The sequence below is a fragment of the Variovorax sp. RA8 genome (assembly GCF_901827175.1).
GTDB lineage: Bacteria > Pseudomonadota > Gammaproteobacteria > Burkholderiales > Burkholderiaceae_C > Variovorax.
In genome coordinates, this window is sequence record NZ_LR594662.1 from 3,914,309 (window position 1) to 3,931,953 (window position 17,645).

General features: G+C 67.0%; 18 protein-coding genes. 7 read left to right on the forward strand and 11 right to left on the reverse strand.

Features of this window, described 5'->3' with window-relative positions:
• Positions 1 to 48: 48 nt before the first annotated feature.
• Positions 49 to 687 carry an endonuclease III gene (gene nth, locus E5P3_RS18310; protein WP_162587270.1) on the forward strand — a complete coding sequence of 213 codons (639 nt, stop codon included), beginning with the start codon at positions 49 to 51 and terminating at the stop codon, positions 685 to 687.
• Between the two features lie 52 nt (positions 688 to 739).
• Here the strand turns inward: nth and E5P3_RS18315 are convergent, their stop codons facing one another.
• The 4 genes from E5P3_RS18315 to E5P3_RS18330 are packed head-to-tail and all read right to left on the reverse strand — an operon-like array spanning position 740 to position 5,988.
• Positions 740 to 2,071 carry an MmgE/PrpD family protein gene (locus E5P3_RS18315; RefSeq protein ID WP_162587271.1) on the reverse strand — a complete coding sequence of 444 codons (1,332 nt, stop codon included), beginning with the start codon at positions 2,069 to 2,071 and terminating at the stop codon, positions 740 to 742.
• 14 nt (positions 2,072 to 2,085) lie between these two features.
• Positions 2,086 to 4,176, reverse strand: a complete 2,091-nt coding sequence (locus tag E5P3_RS18320) for an acetate--CoA ligase family protein (protein ID WP_162587272.1) — start codon at positions 4,174 to 4,176, stop codon at positions 2,086 to 2,088.
• On the reverse strand, positions 4,173 to 4,976 hold the full coding sequence (locus E5P3_RS18325) for an enoyl-CoA hydratase/isomerase family protein (RefSeq protein ID WP_162587273.1): 804 nt from the start codon (positions 4,974 to 4,976) through the stop codon (positions 4,173 to 4,175). Before E5P3_RS18325 ends, E5P3_RS18320 begins: the two co-directional genes overlap by 4 nt.
• Before the next feature lie 13 nt (positions 4,977 to 4,989).
• On the reverse strand, positions 4,990 to 5,988 hold the full coding sequence (locus E5P3_RS18330; protein ID WP_162587274.1) for a tripartite tricarboxylate transporter substrate binding protein: 999 nt from the start codon (positions 5,986 to 5,988) through the stop codon (positions 4,990 to 4,992).
• Between the two features lie 166 nt (positions 5,989 to 6,154).
• On the opposite strand from E5P3_RS18330, the gene E5P3_RS18335 reads away from it, so the two are divergent.
• On the forward strand, positions 6,155 to 6,946 hold the full coding sequence (locus tag E5P3_RS18335) for an IclR family transcriptional regulator (protein WP_162589742.1): 792 nt from the start codon (positions 6,155 to 6,157) through the stop codon (positions 6,944 to 6,946).
• Here the strand turns inward: E5P3_RS18335 and E5P3_RS18340 are convergent.
• The 3 genes from E5P3_RS18340 to E5P3_RS18350 form a co-directional block, all read right to left on the reverse strand.
• Complete coding sequence (locus E5P3_RS18340) at positions 6,933 to 7,910, reverse strand: Bug family tripartite tricarboxylate transporter substrate binding protein (RefSeq protein ID WP_232073196.1); 978 nt, start codon at positions 7,908 to 7,910, stop codon at positions 6,933 to 6,935. The two genes, E5P3_RS18335 and E5P3_RS18340, sit on opposite strands and share 14 nt — an antisense overlap.
• A gap of 98 nt (positions 7,911 to 8,008) precedes the next feature.
• Complete coding sequence (locus E5P3_RS18345; RefSeq protein WP_162587275.1) at positions 8,009 to 8,863, reverse strand: alpha/beta fold hydrolase; 855 nt, start codon at positions 8,861 to 8,863, stop codon at positions 8,009 to 8,011.
• A gap of 156 nt (positions 8,864 to 9,019) precedes the next feature.
• Positions 9,020 to 9,904: a LysR substrate-binding domain-containing protein gene (locus E5P3_RS18350; protein WP_162587276.1), complete on the reverse strand. Its 885-nt coding sequence runs from the start codon at positions 9,902 to 9,904 to the stop codon at positions 9,020 to 9,022.
• 70 nt (positions 9,905 to 9,974) lie between these two features.
• On the opposite strand from E5P3_RS18350, the gene E5P3_RS18355 reads away from it, so the two are divergent.
• Genes E5P3_RS18355 through E5P3_RS18375 form a run of 5 tightly spaced genes read left to right on the forward strand, consistent with a single transcriptional unit; the run spans position 9,975 to position 13,662 of the window.
• Positions 9,975 to 10,814: an amidohydrolase family protein gene (locus E5P3_RS18355; protein WP_162587277.1), complete on the forward strand. Its 840-nt coding sequence runs from the start codon at positions 9,975 to 9,977 to the stop codon at positions 10,812 to 10,814.
• Positions 10,811 to 11,611 (forward strand): SDR family NAD(P)-dependent oxidoreductase, encoded by an 801-nt coding sequence (locus E5P3_RS18360; protein WP_162587278.1) that lies wholly within the window; start codon positions 10,811 to 10,813, stop codon positions 11,609 to 11,611. The genes E5P3_RS18355 and E5P3_RS18360 overlap by 4 nt, the downstream gene beginning before the upstream one ends.
• Positions 11,612 to 11,644: 33 nt before the next feature.
• On the forward strand, positions 11,645 to 12,601 hold the full coding sequence (locus E5P3_RS18365; protein WP_162587279.1) for a Bug family tripartite tricarboxylate transporter substrate binding protein: 957 nt from the start codon (positions 11,645 to 11,647) through the stop codon (positions 12,599 to 12,601).
• Positions 12,601 to 13,128, forward strand: coding sequence for a carboxymuconolactone decarboxylase family protein (locus E5P3_RS18370; RefSeq protein ID WP_174263143.1), 528 nt, complete (start codon positions 12,601 to 12,603; stop codon positions 13,126 to 13,128). The genes E5P3_RS18365 and E5P3_RS18370 overlap by 1 nt, the downstream gene beginning before the upstream one ends.
• Before the next feature lie 12 nt (positions 13,129 to 13,140).
• Positions 13,141 to 13,662 (forward strand): DUF4286 family protein, encoded by a 522-nt coding sequence (locus E5P3_RS18375; RefSeq protein ID WP_162587280.1) that lies wholly within the window; start codon positions 13,141 to 13,143, stop codon positions 13,660 to 13,662.
• Positions 13,663 to 13,725: 63 nt separating this feature from the next.
• Here the strand turns inward: E5P3_RS18375 and E5P3_RS18380 are convergent, their stop codons facing one another.
• The 4 genes from E5P3_RS18380 to E5P3_RS18395 are packed head-to-tail and all read right to left on the reverse strand — an operon-like array spanning position 13,726 to position 17,592.
• Complete coding sequence (locus tag E5P3_RS18380; RefSeq protein ID WP_162587281.1) at positions 13,726 to 14,292, reverse strand: histidine phosphatase family protein; 567 nt, start codon at positions 14,290 to 14,292, stop codon at positions 13,726 to 13,728.
• A complete protein-coding gene (locus E5P3_RS18385; RefSeq protein WP_162587282.1) occupies positions 14,289 to 15,086 on the reverse strand; it encodes an adenosylcobinamide-GDP ribazoletransferase in 798 nt (265 codons plus the stop codon). The genes E5P3_RS18380 and E5P3_RS18385 overlap by 4 nt, the downstream gene beginning before the upstream one ends.
• Positions 15,086 to 16,126, reverse strand: a complete 1,041-nt coding sequence (gene cobT / locus E5P3_RS18390; RefSeq protein ID WP_162587283.1) for a nicotinate-nucleotide--dimethylbenzimidazole phosphoribosyltransferase — start codon at positions 16,124 to 16,126, stop codon at positions 15,086 to 15,088. Before cobT ends, E5P3_RS18385 begins: the two co-directional genes overlap by 1 nt.
• Positions 16,123 to 17,592, reverse strand: coding sequence for a cobyric acid synthase (locus E5P3_RS18395; RefSeq protein ID WP_162587284.1), 1,470 nt, complete (start codon positions 17,590 to 17,592; stop codon positions 16,123 to 16,125). The genes cobT and E5P3_RS18395 overlap by 4 nt, the downstream gene beginning before the upstream one ends.
• Positions 17,593 to 17,645 lie beyond the last annotated feature (53 nt).

Genomic DNA, 17,645 nt, shown 5'->3' on the forward strand with positions numbered 1-17,645 from the left:
CGCAAGTTCGGTGCGGGCCGCCACAACATGCATACACTGCCGCCCACGATGAAAAAAGCAGCGATCGAGCCCTTCTTCGCCACCCTGCAGGCCGCCAACCCCGAGCCCGAGACCGAGCTGGAATACAGCACCCCCTTCGAGCTGCTGGCCGCCGTGCTGCTGTCGGCGCAGGCCACCGACGTCGGCGTGAACAAGGCGACGCGCAAGCTGTTCCCGGTTGCGAACACGCCGCAGGCCATCCTGGACCTGGGCATCGAAGGCCTCGAGAGCTACATCAAGACCATCGGCCTGTACCGCAGCAAGGCGAAGCACCTGATGGAAGCCTGCCGGATGCTGATCGAGCGCCACGGCGGCGAAGTGCCGCGCACCCGCGCCGAGCTCGAGGCCTTGCCGGGCGTTGGCCGCAAGACCGCCAACGTGGTGCTCAACGTGGCCTTCGGCGAAGCGACCATGGCGGTGGACACGCACATCTTCCGCGTCAGCAATCGCACCGGCCTCGCACCCGGCAAGACGCCGCTGGAGGTCGAGCTCAAGCTGGAGAAGCGTGTGCCGCCGGCCTACCGGCTGCATGCCCACCACTGGCTCATCCTGCACGGACGCTACGTCTGCGTGGCGCGCAAGCCGATGTGCTGGAAGTGCGCGGTGGCGCCCTGGTGCGACTACAAGCCGAAGACGCCACCGCCCTGAGCAAGGGCTCGTCGTCTTGGGCCGCCTCGTTGGGTCTTCGACTTGAAGGCCGTCAAGCGCGAGGCAGTGATGCGCTCGCGTCCAATGCCCATACCTGCGCCAGCAGCGCCTGAGAACGCTCGGTTCCAATCACGGGCGACGCCAACTCCAGAAACTTTCCTTCAAGCTCGCCATCCGTCAGCGCCTGCTCGGGGTCGCCCTTGCGATTGGGCTGCAGGTGGTCGAGACGACGCCCGTCGCGGGTCTCGATGACGATGCGTGCGGCGCGCTGCCCGGGAAAGGCCGCATCCAGTGCCGGATCGACCGCGACTTCAATGCGCTCCATCAGCGCACGCGTGACCTGGTCCTCCAGCCGAGCTGGCTCGTAGGCCGCCAGGCGCACGCTGCCGTGCGCCAATGCCGTTGCCACCACGTAAGTCAGGCTGAACCGCGCTTCATTGGCCGTGGTCGGATGTGTGTAGCAGGCGATGTCGAGCGCTGGCCGGTATGTCGCAACGTGCACGCGCGCGATATTGCCGGCGTCGAGACCGTAACGCTGTTTCAACTCGAGCGCAGCGTCGATGGCGGCGAAGGTGTGACCGCAGCCGATGTGATTCTTGAAGGTCAGCCTGGTGATGTGGAAGTCCTGCCCCAATGTCGCACCTGCCTGTGACCAGTCCGGGCCGTTGCTCATCGCCTGGCCCAAGCCGATCTCGCCGTCCAGCACGTCGAGCGAGCCGGTGACGCCGCGCCCCGCGAGCTGTGCCGCGAGAACGCCAGCTTCTGCGGCGCGGCCTGCATGCAGCGGCTTGGACATCGAGTCCATGCGGAATGCTTGCTGCAGGCCGGCCGTGAAAGTGGCAGCCGTGGCCAAGGCGTGCGCGAAGGCCGGTTCGTCCAACGACATCAAGCAGGCAGCCGCAGCCGCGGCGCCGAAACTGCCGACCGTTCCCGTGCTGTGCCAGTACTTGTAGTGCGGCCTGCCCATGACGACACCGATGCGCGTCGACACTTCGTATCCAAGAACGATACCCCGCAGGAACTCGAGCCCGTTGGCGCCAACGTCCTGCCCCACGGCCAACGCCGCCGCCACGGTCGCGGCACCAGGGTGGTACATGGCGTCCCGGAAACTGTCGTCCACTTCCGCTGCATGGGCCGCCGTGCCGTTGATGAGCGCTGCCGCGCGCGCTGTCGCCGCGCGGCCCCCGGCCAAGGATGCTCGACCTCGGTCGAGGTCGTCTGCCAAGGCTTCTTCGAGCTGCCGCACGGGCGCGGCACTCAGACCGGGAAACAGCGAGGCATACCAATCGATCACGGCGCGTTTGGCGTGATGAATGACCTCGGGGGATAGCGGCTGTCGATGAAACTCGGCAGAGTAGCGGGCGAAGACTTCTGTAGCGTGCATTGCGACTCCAATGCTCAGGCCATGAGGACCACGCCGTCAGCGGCACGCACACCCTGCCCCTGCGGCAGCACGAAGACCGGGTTGATTTCGGCCTCGACCAAGCGCTCGCCAAGCTGGGCAGCCATCTTCGAGAAGGCGACGATGGCATCAACCAGCGCCTCGACATCGGCCTTGGGGCGGCCACGGAAGCCGTCGAGCAACGGCCAGGTCTTCAGCTCACGCGCCATGGAGAGCGCATCGTCGCGGCTCAGACCACCCTGGGAGGGCAACAGCCGCATCGTGGTGTCCTTGAACAGCTCAGCGGTGATGCCGCCCATGCCCAGCAGGATGGCCGTGCCCAACACATCGTGGTGCATGCCCAGGATCAGCTCGGTGCCGCCGCCCACCATTTCCTGCACCAGGAAGCGCTGGGGCCGCACGCCTGCCTTGTTCTCGACCTCGGCGGCCATCGCCCGCAGGCGCGCCCCCACCGTCTCGGCCGTCAGGTTCACGGCAACGCCGCCGACATCGCTCTTGTGCGTGATCTCGGCGGAAAGAATCTTGAGCACGACCCGATCGCCCAGCTCGCGCGCCGCAGCTTCGGCCTCCATGGGCGTCGTCACCACCACCTCGCGCGCGCAGGGCACGCCGAAGCGGGTGAACAACTGCTTGGCCTGGGCCTCATCCAGGGAGCCTGCCGGCAGTTCGTCGATGAGCACGGCGTCGGGCGCGCTGGATGGCTTCGGCTCCTGCCAGCTGCCGACGTTCAGCATCGCGCCCAACGCGGTGGTGCAGCTTTCGGCTGCGGCAAAGGCGGGGACCCCACGCTGCGTCAGCAACGCCCCGACTTCGGGCGCGTGCGGGCTCACATAGGCGATCACCGGCTTGTCCGAGTTGGGCAAGCAATCCTGAATGGCGCCTGCCATCAGCTCCGGCATGGCCAGGCTGGACGAGCCGACGATGATCACCAGCGCGTCGTAGCTGGGGCTCTTGAGCAGGATGTTGATGGCGCCCCGCAGCAGGTCCGTCTGCAGGCCGGCCAAGGTCACGTCGATGGGATTGCGGTCGAGCACCGCGTGATCGCCGCTCTGCAGCGCGCGCAAGGCCTCGGCCGTTTCAGCATCCGGGGCCGGTGTCTCGAATCCGTGCATGCCCAGATCGTCCGATACCAACGTTCCGGCGCCACCCGTCGAGGTCAGGATGGCTACGCGCTTGCCGCGCAGCCTGCGACCCGTGGCCAGTGCGACCGGGATGTCGAGGAGGTCCCCGAAAGTCTGGGCACGGATAACGCCCACCTGCTTGAACAACGCGTCATACATGCTGTCGGCGCCCGCCAACGCACCGGTGTGCGACACGGCGGCTTTCGCGCCGGCTTCGGAGCGACCGATCTTGAACGCGACGACAGGCTTGCCCGCACGAGCCGCCTTCAGGGCAGCGGCGCGAAACTTCCCGGGATTGCGCACGCTCTCCACATAGAGGGCGATGACCTTGGTGTCCGCATCGTCAGCCAGGTGATCGACAAGATCCGCCAGGTCCAGATCCACCTCGTTGCTGGTCGCGATCAGCTTCGACAGGCCAATCCCGCGCGCAGCGGCACGCGAAAGCAGCGCGCCGAGGATGCCCCCGCTTTGCGAGACCACGCCGATACCACCGACCGGGAAGTGATCCATTTCGAGCGCGCCACTGGCGGAGAGCACGATGTTGTCGGTCAGGTTCACCAGTCCGATCGTGTTCGGGCCGAGGATGCGCATGCTGCCGGCCGCCTCAACGAGCTGCTGCTGGCGACGCGCACCTTCCTCGCCGGTCTCGGTGTACCCGCTGGCGAGAACGATCGCGGCAGCCGTTCCTTTCGCCGCGAGTTCCCGGACGGCCTGGTGTGCGCGCTCGGCGCCCAGCAGCACGATGCCGACGTCGGGTGTTCCGGGAATCGAGGCGATGTCGGGATAGCAGGTCAGGCCATCGATCGAACCGACACGCGGATTGACCGGGTAGATCTCGCCCGTAAAGCCGTGTTTGCGCAGGTAGGCCACTGGGCGGCCAGCGGTCTTGGCAGCATCCGCCGACGCGCCGATCACTGCGACGCTGCGCGGCTTGAGTAGCCTGCTGATGGAGTTCAGTTCGGTCATTTCGTCGCCCCCCTTGTTGCGCTGCTCTTGGCCAGGAACGCCATCACCGATTCGCGATGCTCGGTGCTGGTGTAGCAAATGCCCTGCGCCTGGCTGCCCTGGGCGAACACCTGGTGCGCGGACAGCTCGAAGCTCTGGTTGAGGATCGTCTTGCCCAGCGCCAACGCAGTGGCCGATCCCTTGCTCATCTCGGCCGCCCAGCGCTGCGCGTCGGGGACGAGGGTCTCGGCATCCGACCGGCGATCGGCGATGCCCAGACGCAGGGCCTCTTCAAGCTCGACTTTCCGGCCGCTGAAGATCAGTTCCTTGGCCTTCGAGAGGCCTACCCGGCGCGGCAGGAAGTACATGCCACCGCCATCGGGAACGATGCCGCGATGGATATATGACCAGGTGAAGCTCGCCGCATCCGAAGCGATGATGAAGTCGCACGCCAGCGCCGTGTCGGCACCCAGGCCGGAAGCAGCCCCGTTGACGGCAGCGATCGTTGGCTTGGGCATCGAGTGCAGCAGCGATTGGGTGTGGTGCACACGCTGCTGGCGGCTCCACCCGTTGAAGCCGACCTCGCCTGCAGGCGCCTGCATTCGCCGCTCCATGCCGGCGACATCACCACCGGCGCAGAAGCCCTTGCCGCGCCCCGTGAGCACCAATGCTCGGATCGCCTTGTCGTACGTCACATGCTCCAGCGCCGCGATGAATTGCGTGCGCATGTCGTCGCTCATGGCGTTGCGCTTGTCCGGACGGTTCAGCCACAGGGTGGCGATGCCGTCTGCAACTTCGAGCTCGATCAGTCGTTCGGTCATTTCAACGTCTCCGTCATTCGTTCGTAATGTTGTTTTCCTTGACCACCTTGCGCCAACGCGCTTCCTCACCCTTGGCGTACTTGTCGAAGTCCGCGGGCGAGCCGCCATTGATCACGAGGCCCTCCCCTTCCACGCGCTTGCGAAAGGCCTCCGTCTGGACTGCCTTCTTGGCGGCTGCGTTCAGGCGGGCGATGACATCGGCCGGAGTGCCTGCGGGCACATACAGGCCATACCAGCTGTCGGCCACGTAGCCGGGTACGCCGCTTTCCGCGATCGTGGGAACCTTCGCCAAAGCGTGGGCGGGCGATCGCGTAGCCGTGGTCACGGCCAGCGCACGCAGCTTGCCGCTTTCGACGAAAGTGCCCACTGCAGCCGCGGTCGCGAACATGACGTCCACCTGGCCGCCCAGCAAATCGGTGATCGCCGGACCCGCGCCGCGGTAGGGGATGTGGGTGATGTTCGTCTTCGTCAGGTTCTTGAAGAGTTCACCCGCGAGGTGCGCCGACGTGCCCGCGCCTTGCGACGCGAACGACAGCTTGCCCGGGTTCGCCTTGGCTGCGTCGATGAGGTCCTTGACCGATTTGAGAGGGCTCTCTGCCCGCACCACCAGCACGTTCGGAGAGACGCCGACCAGCATGACCGGCGCAAAGGCCTTCTCGTAGTTGTAAGGAAGCTTGCTCTGGATGCTGGGGTTTACAACGTGCGCCACGGTTGCCATCACCATCGTGTAACCGTCAGGAGCAGCCTTCGCCACCGCGTCCGTCCCGATGATCGTGCCCGCACCGGGCTTGTTGTCGATGATGACCGGCTGACCCAACGCCTCGCCCATGGCGATGCCCATGGTCCGGGCGACCAGATCGGTGCCGCCGCCCGGTGCAAATGGCACGACTATCTTGACAGGCTTGTCGGGGAAGGCGGCAAACGCCGGCGTTGTGGTGGCGGCGGCCGCTGCTGCGATCGAAAAAAGGACCGAGGCGATCCTGAGGCGTGCCAGGGGCAAGCGCTTTTGCATGTTTGTCTCCAAGTGGAAGAAGGACGGGCGAAACGTGAATCGATGGCGGCTTGGTTGTTCTCATCGAGTGCCGCCAGCTTAGGTCTGCGCAACGCTTCGCGCACCCCCTAATTTCCATTTGATGGAATTACACTGTCGCCACTCCCTCAATCCCGAGCTCTTGTCCATGTCGTCCAGACGCCAGCATTTCGAAGCCCCCACGCTGAACCGGTCTCTCGAGCGCGGGATCGAGATCCTGCGGGCCTTCAGGCCCGGTTCCGACTTGCTGGGAAACGGCGAGATCTCGGAGCGCACCGGACTTTCACGCGCTACCGTCAGTCGCCTGACCCAGACGCTGGTCGAAGTCGGGATGCTCGAACACGATCGGAACCTGCGCGCCTACCGCCTTGCAGCACCGGTCTTGAGCTTTGCCCACGCCATGCGCGCAGGCTCCCCGGTGTTGAACGCGGTCGCGCCGCTGATGCAGACCTTGGCAGAAAAGCTGCACATCAATGTCGGCCTGGCGGTTGCGGACCGGGAAGAAATGGTCTACCTCGAATCGGTCCGCTACAACCGCAGGGTTTCGTTACGCAATGTCGTCGCCGGACAGCGAGTCCCCATGGAACTCACCTCGCTGGGTCGGGCCTACCTCGCGGCCGCCGACGAGCCCAGCCGGCGCGCGCTCATGGCGCAGTTCCGCGAACGACGCGGGAGCGGGTGGAACCAGATTCGCGAAGAGATCAAGAGCGCGATCCGGAGCGTGGCTGAGCGCGGCTATTGTTCGGCTTCCTGGCAGCCGGAGGTGGTCGCACTCGCGACGCCGATCGTGCTGGAAGGCCGGCCTGTCTATGTGCTCAACGTGAGCGTCACGACGAAGGCCAGCATCGTGGAGACCGAGGCGGTGCTGGGGGGCCCGCTGCTCGATCTCTCAGCGAATGTGGAAGCCACCCTGGCCGCGCTGGAGGTCAATCGATCTTGATGTTGGCTTCCTTGACCGCCTGGCCGATCTTCGACAGGTCCTCGCGGATCAACTTCCTGAACTGTTCGGGATTCCCCTTCGCCGGGACGAAGGACAGCTCTGCGAACTTGGCCTTGAGCGCAGGCGTGTCGACAGCCTTGGCAATCTCGGCATTGAGCCGGTTCGTCACCGCCACGGGCATCTCCGCTGGTCCCCAGATGCCATACCAGGAGAGAAGCTCGAAGCCAGGAATGCCGCTCTCGGCCACGGTGGGCACGTCCGGCATGTTGGCGACGCGGGACTTGCTTGTGACGGCAAGCGCGCGCAACCGCCCTGCCTGGACGAACGAGCGAACGCCGGGCATGGGTGAGACAGCAGCTGACACGTGGCCGCCGACGACATCCGTCAGCTGCGGTACCGCACCCTTGTACGCGATGATCTCCATATCGAGCTTCAGTGCCCGATTGATCATCTCCTCGCTCAGGTGGCTCGTCGTTCCCAGGCCGGAAGTCGCCCAGGTGTACTTGCCGGGATTCGCCTTGGCCAGCGTGGCGAATTCGCTCAGGCTTTTCGCCGGGACATCGTTGTTCACCGCGACGACCAGCGGCACATAGCCGATCTGTCCGACAGGCGTGAAGTCCTGCTCTGCGTCGTAAGTCTTCTTGGCGACGACAAGCGGCATATAGACCTGGCTCGAGGCATTGAACAGCAGGGTGTAGCCGTCGGCCTTCGCCTTCTTGACGTTGAGCGATCCCAGCACGCCCGAGGCACCGGGCTGATTCTCGATGACGATGGGTTGGCCCAGCTGTCGCTGCAGCTGGTCTGCGACCATGCGCCCGACCGTGTCGATCGATCCGCCCGGGGTGTACGGGATGACCATCTTGATCGGCTTGTTCGGATAGTCGCTCGCCATGCACGCCTGGGCGCTTGCGAAGGTGATGCCCAGCAGGGCAAATCTCGCCAGCGAAATGGTTCTCTTCAACACGGTATGTCTCCTTGGATTGGTTGATAAGGCAGATGCCGGAAAGCCCCCGGCGGCCAACTGCCGCCTGTCCCCGGCCGGATGCTGGGAAGCGAGAAGCGCTACTCGGAATACACCGCGCGCGCAAAGCCGGCGATCGCATCGCTCATGGCCTGCGGTTGCTCGGGAGCCATCGCGTGCCCTGCGTCACGGACAACCTGGACGGTGACCCGATCACCCAGGTACGGCTTCATGACGTCGGGGATGACGACAGCGTCGTGTTCAGCCTGCAGGTCGAGAATGGGCACGCTGTCGCCGCCAGAAAAGTAGTCATCAACGGGCGTCATCTCGCGCGCCCGACCTTGCGCCTCATGTGCCGCCGGGAACCAGCCGTCGAGCCAGACGCTCGGGTCATGACCCGGCGCAAAGAAGGCCTTGCTGAGGCATTCCAGTCTTCGGCTTGTCGGAAGGGTCAGGTCGCCCGCGCCGTCAATCGCGTCGCGCAGCCGGCTGTAAGGCTTTTCCGTCGATCCGGGAGGGAGCTTGCCTGCAGAAGCCGCGGCCATGACGATGCCGCGCACGAGGTCGGGACGATCTGCGGCAAGCGTACGCGCGGGCTGACTGCCCCATGCATGCCCGACGACCACGATCGGGCCCGTCGCTTCATGGTCGAGGACTGCGGCCACATCGCGAGCAAAGTCGTGAAGATCCAGGTTCTCCATGGAGCCGCGGCTCAAGCCCACGCCGCGTGGCTCCGGGCGCAATACCCGAAATCCCGCGGCGACCAGCTTGGCGGCGACTTCGTCGTAGTCACGTCCCGAGCGAGCCAGCGACGGCAAGATGCAAATGATCGGACCTGCTCCTTGATCATTGAACTCAATCTGGACCGCTTCGCCCGAACGCTTCGGGCGGTATGAGATGAGCTTGCTCGACGCATGCAGCTGCCGGACGGGATTTGATGGGGGTTCGATGGGCATGCCGGCGAGTTTCTTCGGCACTGCCACTGCCGGTAAGGACACGAGACCTATATCAGCTATGCCCGTCCGCTATGCCCCTTGTCGCGCGATACGGCCACGTCCTCGCTTCATGAAGGCGACCGACCCGCGTGGCGATCCATCGCCCCTTCTCACCAGCTAGCGCTGGCGAAAGTCGAGTTCCTGCAGCAACTGCGCGGTCCCTCGGGTGAGACGGGTCCCCGGACGCGCCTTCGGGGTTGCGAGCACCAACGCGTTCCAGATGCTTGGCGGACCGATCGGTGCGCGAGGGAGCACTTCATCGCCGCGGGCACCCAAGGCGCTCTCCGGGAGCACCGTGCAGCCCACTCCAGTCTGCACGAGCGCAACCGCCGTTCGGACCGCCCCGACCTCGGCGAGCACCTTGAGCTGAATGCCGCGCGAAGCAAGCACGGAATCGAGCAGATGCCGAATTGCGTTCGGCGCACTCGGCAGCACCATCGGATAGTTGGCGAGCGCCGCCAAGCTGACCCGCGTCGGTAGCTTGCTTTTCGGGGGCGCGACCAACAGGAGCTTCTCGCGCATCAATGGGGCAAACGCAAGTTGCGGTGAGCTCGCGGGGTCGAAGAGGAGCGCCAGGTCGAGCTTGCCCGCGATAAGCGACTCCCTCAGCGCGACGCTCAATCCCTCCAGCACGGTGATCACCGCGCGCGGAAACCGCTCACGGAACCTCTGGACAAGTGGCGTGCTCAAGCCCAATGCCACCCGCGGCGGCATTCCCACCACGATTCGACCCCCAGGGCTTTCGTCCATCTCCAGCAGTTCGTCCCGAGCGCGCCGGGAGATGTCCAGCATCACACGCGCATGGACAAGCAGAGCATCGCCGGCTTCAGTAGGTGCAACGCCGCGCCCCGTCCTCACGAGCAGGCGCTGTCCGAGATCGGCCTCCAGCAGGGCGATCTGCCTGCTCAGGCTGGGCTGAGCCAGGTTCAGCACCGCCGCGCCGCGGCTGAAACTGCCTGCGTCGACCACCGTCACGAAGTACTGCAATTGACGAAGCTCCATAGCCGCCAAGCATAGCGGGTATAGCAGCATTGTCCTTACGGAGCTTCGCTTCCGTTGCGACACTGGCGCAATGACTTTCCCCCTTCCTCCCGGAGCCTGCAACGCCCACTGCCACGTCTTTGGACCTGGTGCCCGCTTCCCCTACGCGCCCGATGCGACCTTCCTCCCGAAGGCGGATGCACCGAAAGAGGCCCTGTACGCGCTGAACGACGGACTCGGGCTCGAGCGCTGTGTGGTCGTGCAGTCGGCCTGCCACGGTTTTGACAACCGTGCGACCGAAGACGCGGTGGCCTCGCGCCCCTCGAGCTACCGCGGTATCGCGCTGCTGCCGGCCGATGTCGCGGACGCCGAGCTGAAACGGTTTGATGCGGCGGGCTTCCGCGGGGTGCGGTTCAACTTCATGGGGCATCTCGGCCGGCACGTGCCGATCGAGGAAGTACTGGCGCTGGCCGGACGTTTCGCGCCGCTGGGCTGGCACCTGCAGATCCACGGGGACCCCGCGTTGCTGACCGATCTCGCGCCGGCGTTGCGCCGTTGCCCGACGCCTGTGGTGATCGACCACATTGGCCGCATCGACGCCGCGCTCGGAATGAACCAGCCGAACTTCCAGGCCTTGTTGAAGCTGATGGCTGATGAGCGCTTCTGGGTCAAGGTCAGCGGCATGGACCGCATCACCCGGCTCGGTCCGCCCTATGCCGACTCTCAGCCTTTCGCCAGGACATTGGTCGCCGAGTTCGGCGATCGCGTGGTGTGGGGCAACGACTGGCCGCATCCCAACCACGCGGGCCCGATACCTGACGAACAGCAACTGGTCGACCTCATTGCCGAGATCGCACCCACCGAATCCGCGCGCCAGGCCCTGCTGGTGATCAATCCGCAAACCCTCTATCAGTTTGGAGACAACACATGAACCTTCGCTTCGAGAACAAGGTCGCAATCGTTACCGGCGCCGGATGCGTCGGTGCAGGCTGGGGAAATGGCCGCGCCATCGCGGTCCGCCTTGCGGAGGAAGGCGCCAAGGTCCTGGCCGTCGACCGCGACCGCGCCCGACTTGACGAGACCCTCGACCTGGCCGGCGACGCGCGCGCGTCGATCACGCCCTGGGTCTGCGACGTGACGAGCAGCGCAAGCGTGGCTGCCATGGCAGCCGCCTGCATGGAGACCTACGGCACGATCGACATCCTGGTCAACAACGTGGGTGGCTCCGCCGCAGGCGGCCCCGTGGAGCTGGCCGAAGAGGTTTGGGACTCGCAGATCGACATCAACCTCAAGAGCGTCTTCCTGACCTGCAAGCACGTGCTGCCGACGATGCTCGCCAAGGGCGCCGGCTCGATCGTCAACATCGCCTCCACCTCGGGCCTGCGATGGACGGGGAGTGCGCAGGTCGCCTACGCCGCCACCAAGGCGGGCGTCATCCATCTGTCCCGCGTGGTCGCTGTGCAGCATGCCCCGCAAGGCGTGCGCGTCAACTGCGTGGTGCCAGGCCAGTTGCACACCCCGATGGTGGAGACACGACTCGCCAAGCAGCGCGCGGGCGGTGACGTCGACGCTCTTCTCGCGCAGCGCCAGAAGCGCATTCCGATCGGCTTCATGGGCGACGGCCGGGACACGGCCAGCGCAGTGCTCTACCTCGCCAGCGACGAGGCCAGGTTCATCACAGGTACGGAGCTCGTCGTCGACGGCGGCATGACTGCACGCTGCGACTGAACGTTCACGCAACACAAACGAAGAGAGACATACATGGTCAAACGCAATTTGCTCGCCGCGGTCCTCGCCCTTGGCTTGGGAGCCGCTGTTCACGCCCAGCCGAAGACGACGAGGATCGTGGTCTCGTTCACTTCCGGCGGCCCGGTCGACTCCGTCGCGCGCACCCTTTCCGAACAGCTCGGCAAGGAGCTCGGCCGCACGGTCATCATCGACAACAAGCCCGGTGCCAATGGCGCGATCGGCGCCGTCGACGTCATGAAGTCGGCACCCGACGGCGGAACGCTCTGGTTCACCAGCGTCGGCGCGGCAGCGATCAATGCTTCGCTCTACGAGAAGCTTCCCTACGACATGCAGCGCGACTTCGCGCCGGTCTCGCTGGTCGTCAACAACGTCGAGTTGCTGGTCGCGCAGCAAGGCAACCCCGCCCGGGACGCGGCCGAGTTCGTCGCCGCGACGAAGAAGAAGGCCGACCCGACGCCGATGGGCTCCTCCGGCACCGGAAGCATTCCCCACCTGGCCATCGAACAATTGGCCGACTCGACGGGTGCCAAGCTGCTCCACGTTCCCTACAAGGGCGCCGCGCCTGCGATCACCGACCTGATGGGCGGCCAGATCAGCGGCTTCTTCGGCGACGTACCGGGCCTGCTGGGACACCTGCAAGGCGGGCGGCTGAAGGCGCTCGGCGTTGCCTCGAGCAAGCGCCACCCTTCCCTGCCGGACGTGAAGACACTGGAAGAGCAAGGCATCCGCGGCGTCGACACCAACAACTGGTACGCCCTCTTCGCCCCGGCCAAGACGCCGCCGGAGGTCATCGCGGCGCTCAACAAGGCGGTGCGCAACACCCTGGCCAACCCGGCCGTGCGGGAGAAGTTGCTGAAGACGGGCACCGAGCCTGCCGGATCGACGCCCCAGGAACTGGCAGCGATCCAGAAGCAGGACACCGAAAAGTGGGCGAAGCTGGTTCGCGCCAAGAACATCAAGGCCGAATGATGACGAGCACCCACATTCGCGTCCCTCTTGTCCAGCCGGGCACACGGCCTGAGCTGGCCGAGGTCGAGGCCCGCATCATGGCCGAGCGTGGCCGCGTTTCGCTGCTGTACCAAGTCCTTCTCAACAGCGGGCCGATCGCATCGGGCTGGGAACGGATGCTCACCGCCGTGCGCAACCAGACCGGCGTGCCGGCGGATCTTCGCGAGCTGATCATCCTTCGCGTCGCGGTACTCAATGGCGCCAGCTTCGAGTTCGACGCCCATGTTCCGCATGCGCAGAAGGCGGGCGTCGGCGCCGACAAAATCGATGCCGTGCGAAACGGCACGATCGCCGACGTGTTCGAACCGCTCGAACGCCTCGTCCTCGAATTGACCGATGCCATGACGCGCGATGTCAAGGTGCCGGATGCGCTCATGGCCAGGGTCCAAGAGCACTTCGATCCCAAGGGCGTGGTCGAGATCGTGGCGACGGTAGCGGCGTACAACATGGTGTCGCGCCTGCTCGTCGCGCTCAACGTCTCGCACTGAAGGAGGCGGGCCATGGAAGATCTCTGGCTTCTCAAGCATGACGCATCCGCCGCACCCGGCGAGATTCCTCGAACCGTTCGGGCGGCCGCGGGCATGCAGTCGTGGCGCGCCGTGGAGGGCCCCTGGACCTACATCTACGTGCCAGGCGACCTGGCGTTTCCAGAAGATGCAACGAGCGCGGGAATGTCCTGGCACCGCTTGCAGTGCCTTCAGGCGCTCGACGGAGCTTCCTTCGGCCAGCCCGCGCCCTATCACTACGTCGTCGAAACCGACGTGCTGGCTGGACACGAGGACGATCTCAACGCCTGGTACGCACAGGAGCATCTGCCGGGCCTGGCATCCGTTGCCGGAACGGTGAGGGCCGCGCGTTACCTCGATGCAGCAGGCTCCCCGCGCTACTACGCCTGCTACGACCTCGCGAGTCCGGAGGCATTGGGCAGTGCTGCCTGGCTTGCCGTGCGCGGCACAGCCTGGAGCGCGCGGGTCCGGCCGGCGTTCCGGAACACGCGACGCACCATGTTCCGCAAAGGGTGAAGCGGGCGTTCCGCGCCCTCGAGGTCTTTTGTGACACCGGTGTGGTCGAGACAGTGAGCCGGCCTAGGCCTGGCGAATATCCATCGACTCGACCACCACCCACTCGCCGAACGCGATCGGCCGCGACGGCCATTGGTCGGCGCGCTCCGCGCAGCGCAGGCCATCGCGCAGCAGCCACACGGCACGGATCACGCCGGCATGGGTGATCCACAGCGCATCGCGCGCGGTCGCGCGCCATTCGTCGAAGGCTTCGCCCACGCGCCCCATGAACTCGCGCGTGCTCTCGCCATGACCGCCGGGGCGCGAGTCGGCGAAGGCGCCGGTCCAGGCGTCGAACTCGGCGCGCTCGATGCTGCGCCAGTCGCAGCCCTCCCAGGCGCCGAAATCCATCTCGGCGATGCGTGGGTCGACACGCAGCGGCAGCTCCGGCCGCAGCGCGGCGATGGCCTGCGCCAGCAGCGCGCAGCGCTGCAGAGGCGAGCTGACGAGCTCGATGCCGGCAGGCAGCGACGGCGCGATGCGTTCGGCGATGGCGCGTGTCGCCTCCGCCGGCACGCCCACGTCGGTGCGGCCGTAGCAGGAGCCGGCCGCTGCCGTGGTTTCGGCGTGACGCACCAGACCGAGCTTCATGACTGCCAGGCGAGCGCCAGGTAGATGGCCAGCTCGCACAGCTGCTGGGTGGCGCCCAGCCCGTCGCCGGTGAAGCCCTGCAGCCGGCGCGCGAGCAGCCAGGCCATGTATGACGCAGCGATCACGCAAGCGACCAGGGCGGCCGCGGCCTGGAGCAGCGGCTGCGTGCACAGCAGCAGCAGGACGGCCGGCAGCGCATACAGCACGCCCACCAGCAAGGCACCGCCACCGATCGCATCGGCCAGGGGCTTGGACTTGCTCGCGGCGCCCTCGTCGCCGACATAGGGCAGCCATCGGATGAGGAACAGCGGCGCCAGGCGCGACAGGACGTGCGCGCCCATCAACGCCGTGGCGGCGCTCAACGCCCCCTGCCCTGCCAGCACGGCCAACAGCGCGATCTTCAGCCCCAGCGCCAGCACCAGCGCGAGCGCGCCGAAGGCCCCGATGCGCGAGTCCTTCATGATCTGCAGCGCACGCGTGCGATCCGTGGAGCCGCCGAGGCCGTCGGCCACGTCGGCCAGTCCATCCTCGTGGAAGGCACCCGTCAGCCACACGGTCGCGATCGTCGACAGCAGCGCAGCCGCCAGCGCGCCGGCCATGCCCGGCAGGCCCGTTTGCGCCAGCACGAACACGCCCGCGCCCACCACGCCGACGAGCCAACCCACCCCCGGGAAATGCGCCGCGCTCGCCCGCAGCATCGCGGGACTGAAGCCTACCCAGGCCGCCACTCGCCCCGTGACCGGCACGCGTGTGAAGAACTGGAGCGCCAGCAGAAAATGGCGCAGCCCGTCCATCAAACCTCCCGCTGCGACACGCCCGCCGATTCGAAGCTAGCCATCTCGCGCAGAATGCGGCACGCCGATTCCAGCAGCGGCCAGGCCAGCGCGGCGCCCGAGCCCTCGCCCAGGCGCATGTCCAGCTTCAGCAACGGCTCCAGGCCCAGCGCTGCCAGCAGCAGCCGATGGCCCGGCTCGGCAGACTCGTGCGCCGCGACGCAGCGCTGCACCACGCGCGGCCGCAGGCCCTGCGCGACCAGCACCGCCGCGCAGGCGATGAAGCCATCGACCACGATCACGCGCCGCTCCTCGGCGGCCTGCAGCACCGCACCGACCAGCGTGGCGATCTCGAAGCCGCCGAAGGCCGCCAGCGCGGTCAGCGGCCCACCCGCGTCGGCATGCAGCGCCAGCACCTCGCGCAGCAGCGCACGCTTGCGCGCTCGCCCCGCGGCGTCCAGTCCGGTGCCGCTGCCGGTGCAGGCATCGATGTCTTGCCCCGCGAGCCGCGCCAGCAGCAACGAGGCAGCCGAGGAGTTGCCGATGCCCATCTCGCCCAGCAGCAGGGCATTGCCCGGCAACTCGCGCACCAGGTCCATGCCGTTGGCGATGGCCTCTTCGCACTGGGCGAGGCTCATGGCAGGACCGGCCGAGGCATCCGCGGTGCCGGGCGCGATCTTGCGCACCCGCAGCCCCTCCCGCGCCTCGAAGTCATGCCGCACGCCACAGTCCACGACCGTGAGCGCCAGTCCATGCTGCCGCGCCAGCACGCTGACGGCCGCGCCGCCGGCGAGGAAGTTCTCGACCATCTGCCAGGTCACGTCGCTCGGATAGGCCGAGACGCCGCGCGCCGCCAGGCCATGGTCGCCCGCGCACACCAGCGTCTGCGGTGCCGCGAGCGCGGGGGCCTCGCTGCCGAGGATCAGTCCCAGCCGCAGGGCCAGGGCTTCGAGCCGGCCCAGCGCACCGAGCGGCTTGGTCTTGTGGTCCAGCAGCTGTTGCAGCCGCCCGGCGAGCGCGGGGTCATCGATGGATTCGACGGCGGGAAGTTCAAGGGTCATTCGATCAGGGAGCGCAGCGCGCCCGCTTCAAAGTGGGAATCGATGTGGTCGGCGAGGCCGTCGAACACGGCTTCGAGCGTGCGCGCCCGAGCGCCGAAGAGTGCCTGCAGCACGGCCGGGTCCTCGAACAGGCCATGCAGGTACAGGCCCAGTACGTTGCCCTGCGCGTTCTGCCAGGCCAGGTCCTCGGCCATCACGGCCTCGGCGCGATCGCCGGCCGCGGCCATCGCAGGATGCGGCGCGGTGCGGCCGTGGTGGATCTCGTAGCCGCGCAAGGTCACCGCCGACAGCGCGGCCCAGGGCCCCTTCAGCACGCCGAAACGCGCCTCGCGCAGGCGCACGGTCTTGCCTTCCTCGAACACGGTGACCAGGGGCAGCAGGCCCAGCCCAGGGCCGTTGCCGTCGACCCCATGCGGATCGATCAACGCCTCGCCCAGCATCTGCAGCCCGCCGCAGATGCCGAGCACCGCGCCGCCGCGCGCCGCATGGTCCGCCACGGCACGGTCCAGCCCCTGCGCGCGCAGCCAGGCCAGGTCGCCGCTGGTGTTCTTGGAGCCGGGCAGCACGACCCAGTCCGCACCCGCCAGCTCGGCCGGACTGCGCACCCAGCGCAGGCGCAGGCCCGCCACGTTCTTGAGCGGCTGGAATTCATCGAGGTTGCTGATGCGCGGACAGGCGACGACGGCCACCGTCAGCCGGACCTCGCCGGCGGCCGTGCTGCGCTCATCGAAGACGCCGTCCTCCTCGGGCAGACCGTGCTGCCACCACATCGGCAAGGTCGCGAGGGTCGGCACCCCGGTCAGCGCCTGCAGGCGCTCGGGCGCGGGCGCGAGCAGCGAAGCATCGCCGCGGAACTTGTTGAGCACGAAGCCGGCCAGCCGTGCACGGTCCGCCTCGGGCATCAGGGCCCAGGTGCCGTACAGGTGCGCGAAGGCGCCGCCGCGATCGATGTCGGTCACCAGCAGGCAACGCGCCTCGGCATGCCGCGCGACGCGCAGGTTGACGATGTCGCTGTCCATCAGGTTGATCTCGGCCGGCGAGCCGGCACCTTCGATCACCACGATGTCGTGCCCGGACCGCAGCTCGTCGAGCGCGCGGGCGAGCTGCGGCCACACGTGCTCGCTGCGCCCGCGCCACGACAGGGCCGAGAGCTCGGCGCTCACCTGCCCCATCAGGATCACCTGGCTGTGCGTGTCGCGCTCGGGCTTGAGCAGCAAGGGATTCATGCGTACATCCGGCACGGCACCCGCTGCCAGTGCCTGGAAATACTGGGCGCTGCCGATCTCGCCACCCGCCACCACGCGCGCGTTGTTGCTCATGTTCTGCGCCTTGAACGGCGCCACCTTGAAGCCCTGGCGCGCATACCAGCGGCACAGCGCGGTGGCCAGCCAGCTCTTGCCGGCACCGCTGGTGGTGCCCAGCACCATGACGCATCGGGCCTTGTCCCGCCCTGGCTCTTGATTCATCCGCGGATTGTCGTCGAGCCCTGCGGGGACGACCGGCATCGCCGATCGTCAAG

What these genes read in the sequence shown, in the direction of transcription:
- E5P3_RS18335 (WP_162589742.1), top strand. Translation starts at nt 6,155, where the DNA reads ATGTCGTCCAGACGCCAGCATTTCGAAGCCCCCACGCTGAACCGGTCT.
- E5P3_RS18355 (WP_162587277.1), top strand. Translation starts at nt 9,975, where the DNA reads ATGACTTTCCCCCTTCCTCCCGGAGCCTGCAACGCCCACTGCCACGTC.
- E5P3_RS18330 (WP_162587274.1), bottom strand. Translation starts at nt 5,988, where the DNA reads ATGCAAAAGCGCTTGCCCCTGGCACGCCTCAGGATCGCCTCGGTCCTT.
- E5P3_RS18320 (WP_162587272.1), bottom strand. Translation starts at nt 4,176, where the DNA reads ATGACCGAACTGAACTCCATCAGCAGGCTACTCAAGCCGCGCAGCGTC.
- E5P3_RS18315 (WP_162587271.1), bottom strand. Translation starts at nt 2,071, where the DNA reads ATGCACGCTACAGAAGTCTTCGCCCGCTACTCTGCCGAGTTTCATCGA.
- E5P3_RS18365 (WP_162587279.1), top strand. Translation starts at nt 11,645, where the DNA reads ATGGTCAAACGCAATTTGCTCGCCGCGGTCCTCGCCCTTGGCTTGGGA.
- E5P3_RS18370 (WP_174263143.1), top strand. Translation starts at nt 12,601, where the DNA reads ATGACGAGCACCCACATTCGCGTCCCTCTTGTCCAGCCGGGCACACGG.
- cobT (WP_162587283.1), bottom strand. Translation starts at nt 16,126, where the DNA reads ATGACCCTTGAACTTCCCGCCGTCGAATCCATCGATGACCCCGCGCTC.
- E5P3_RS18395 (WP_162587284.1), bottom strand. Translation starts at nt 17,592, where the DNA reads ATGAATCAAGAGCCAGGGCGGGACAAGGCCCGATGCGTCATGGTGCTG.
- E5P3_RS18375 (WP_162587280.1), top strand. Translation starts at nt 13,141, where the DNA reads ATGGAAGATCTCTGGCTTCTCAAGCATGACGCATCCGCCGCACCCGGC.
- E5P3_RS18325 (WP_162587273.1), bottom strand. Translation starts at nt 4,976, where the DNA reads ATGACCGAACGACTGATCGAGCTCGAAGTTGCAGACGGCATCGCCACC.
- E5P3_RS18385 (WP_162587282.1), bottom strand. Translation starts at nt 15,086, where the DNA reads ATGGACGGGCTGCGCCATTTTCTGCTGGCGCTCCAGTTCTTCACACGC.
- E5P3_RS18380 (WP_162587281.1), bottom strand. Translation starts at nt 14,292, where the DNA reads ATGAAGCTCGGTCTGGTGCGTCACGCCGAAACCACGGCAGCGGCCGGC.
- E5P3_RS18360 (WP_162587278.1), top strand. Translation starts at nt 10,811, where the DNA reads ATGAACCTTCGCTTCGAGAACAAGGTCGCAATCGTTACCGGCGCCGGA.
- E5P3_RS18345 (WP_162587275.1), bottom strand. Translation starts at nt 8,863, where the DNA reads ATGCCCATCGAACCCCCATCAAATCCCGTCCGGCAGCTGCATGCGTCG.
- E5P3_RS18350 (WP_162587276.1), bottom strand. Translation starts at nt 9,904, where the DNA reads ATGGAGCTTCGTCAATTGCAGTACTTCGTGACGGTGGTCGACGCAGGC.
- nth (WP_162587270.1), top strand. Translation starts at nt 49, where the DNA reads ATGAAAAAAGCAGCGATCGAGCCCTTCTTCGCCACCCTGCAGGCCGCC.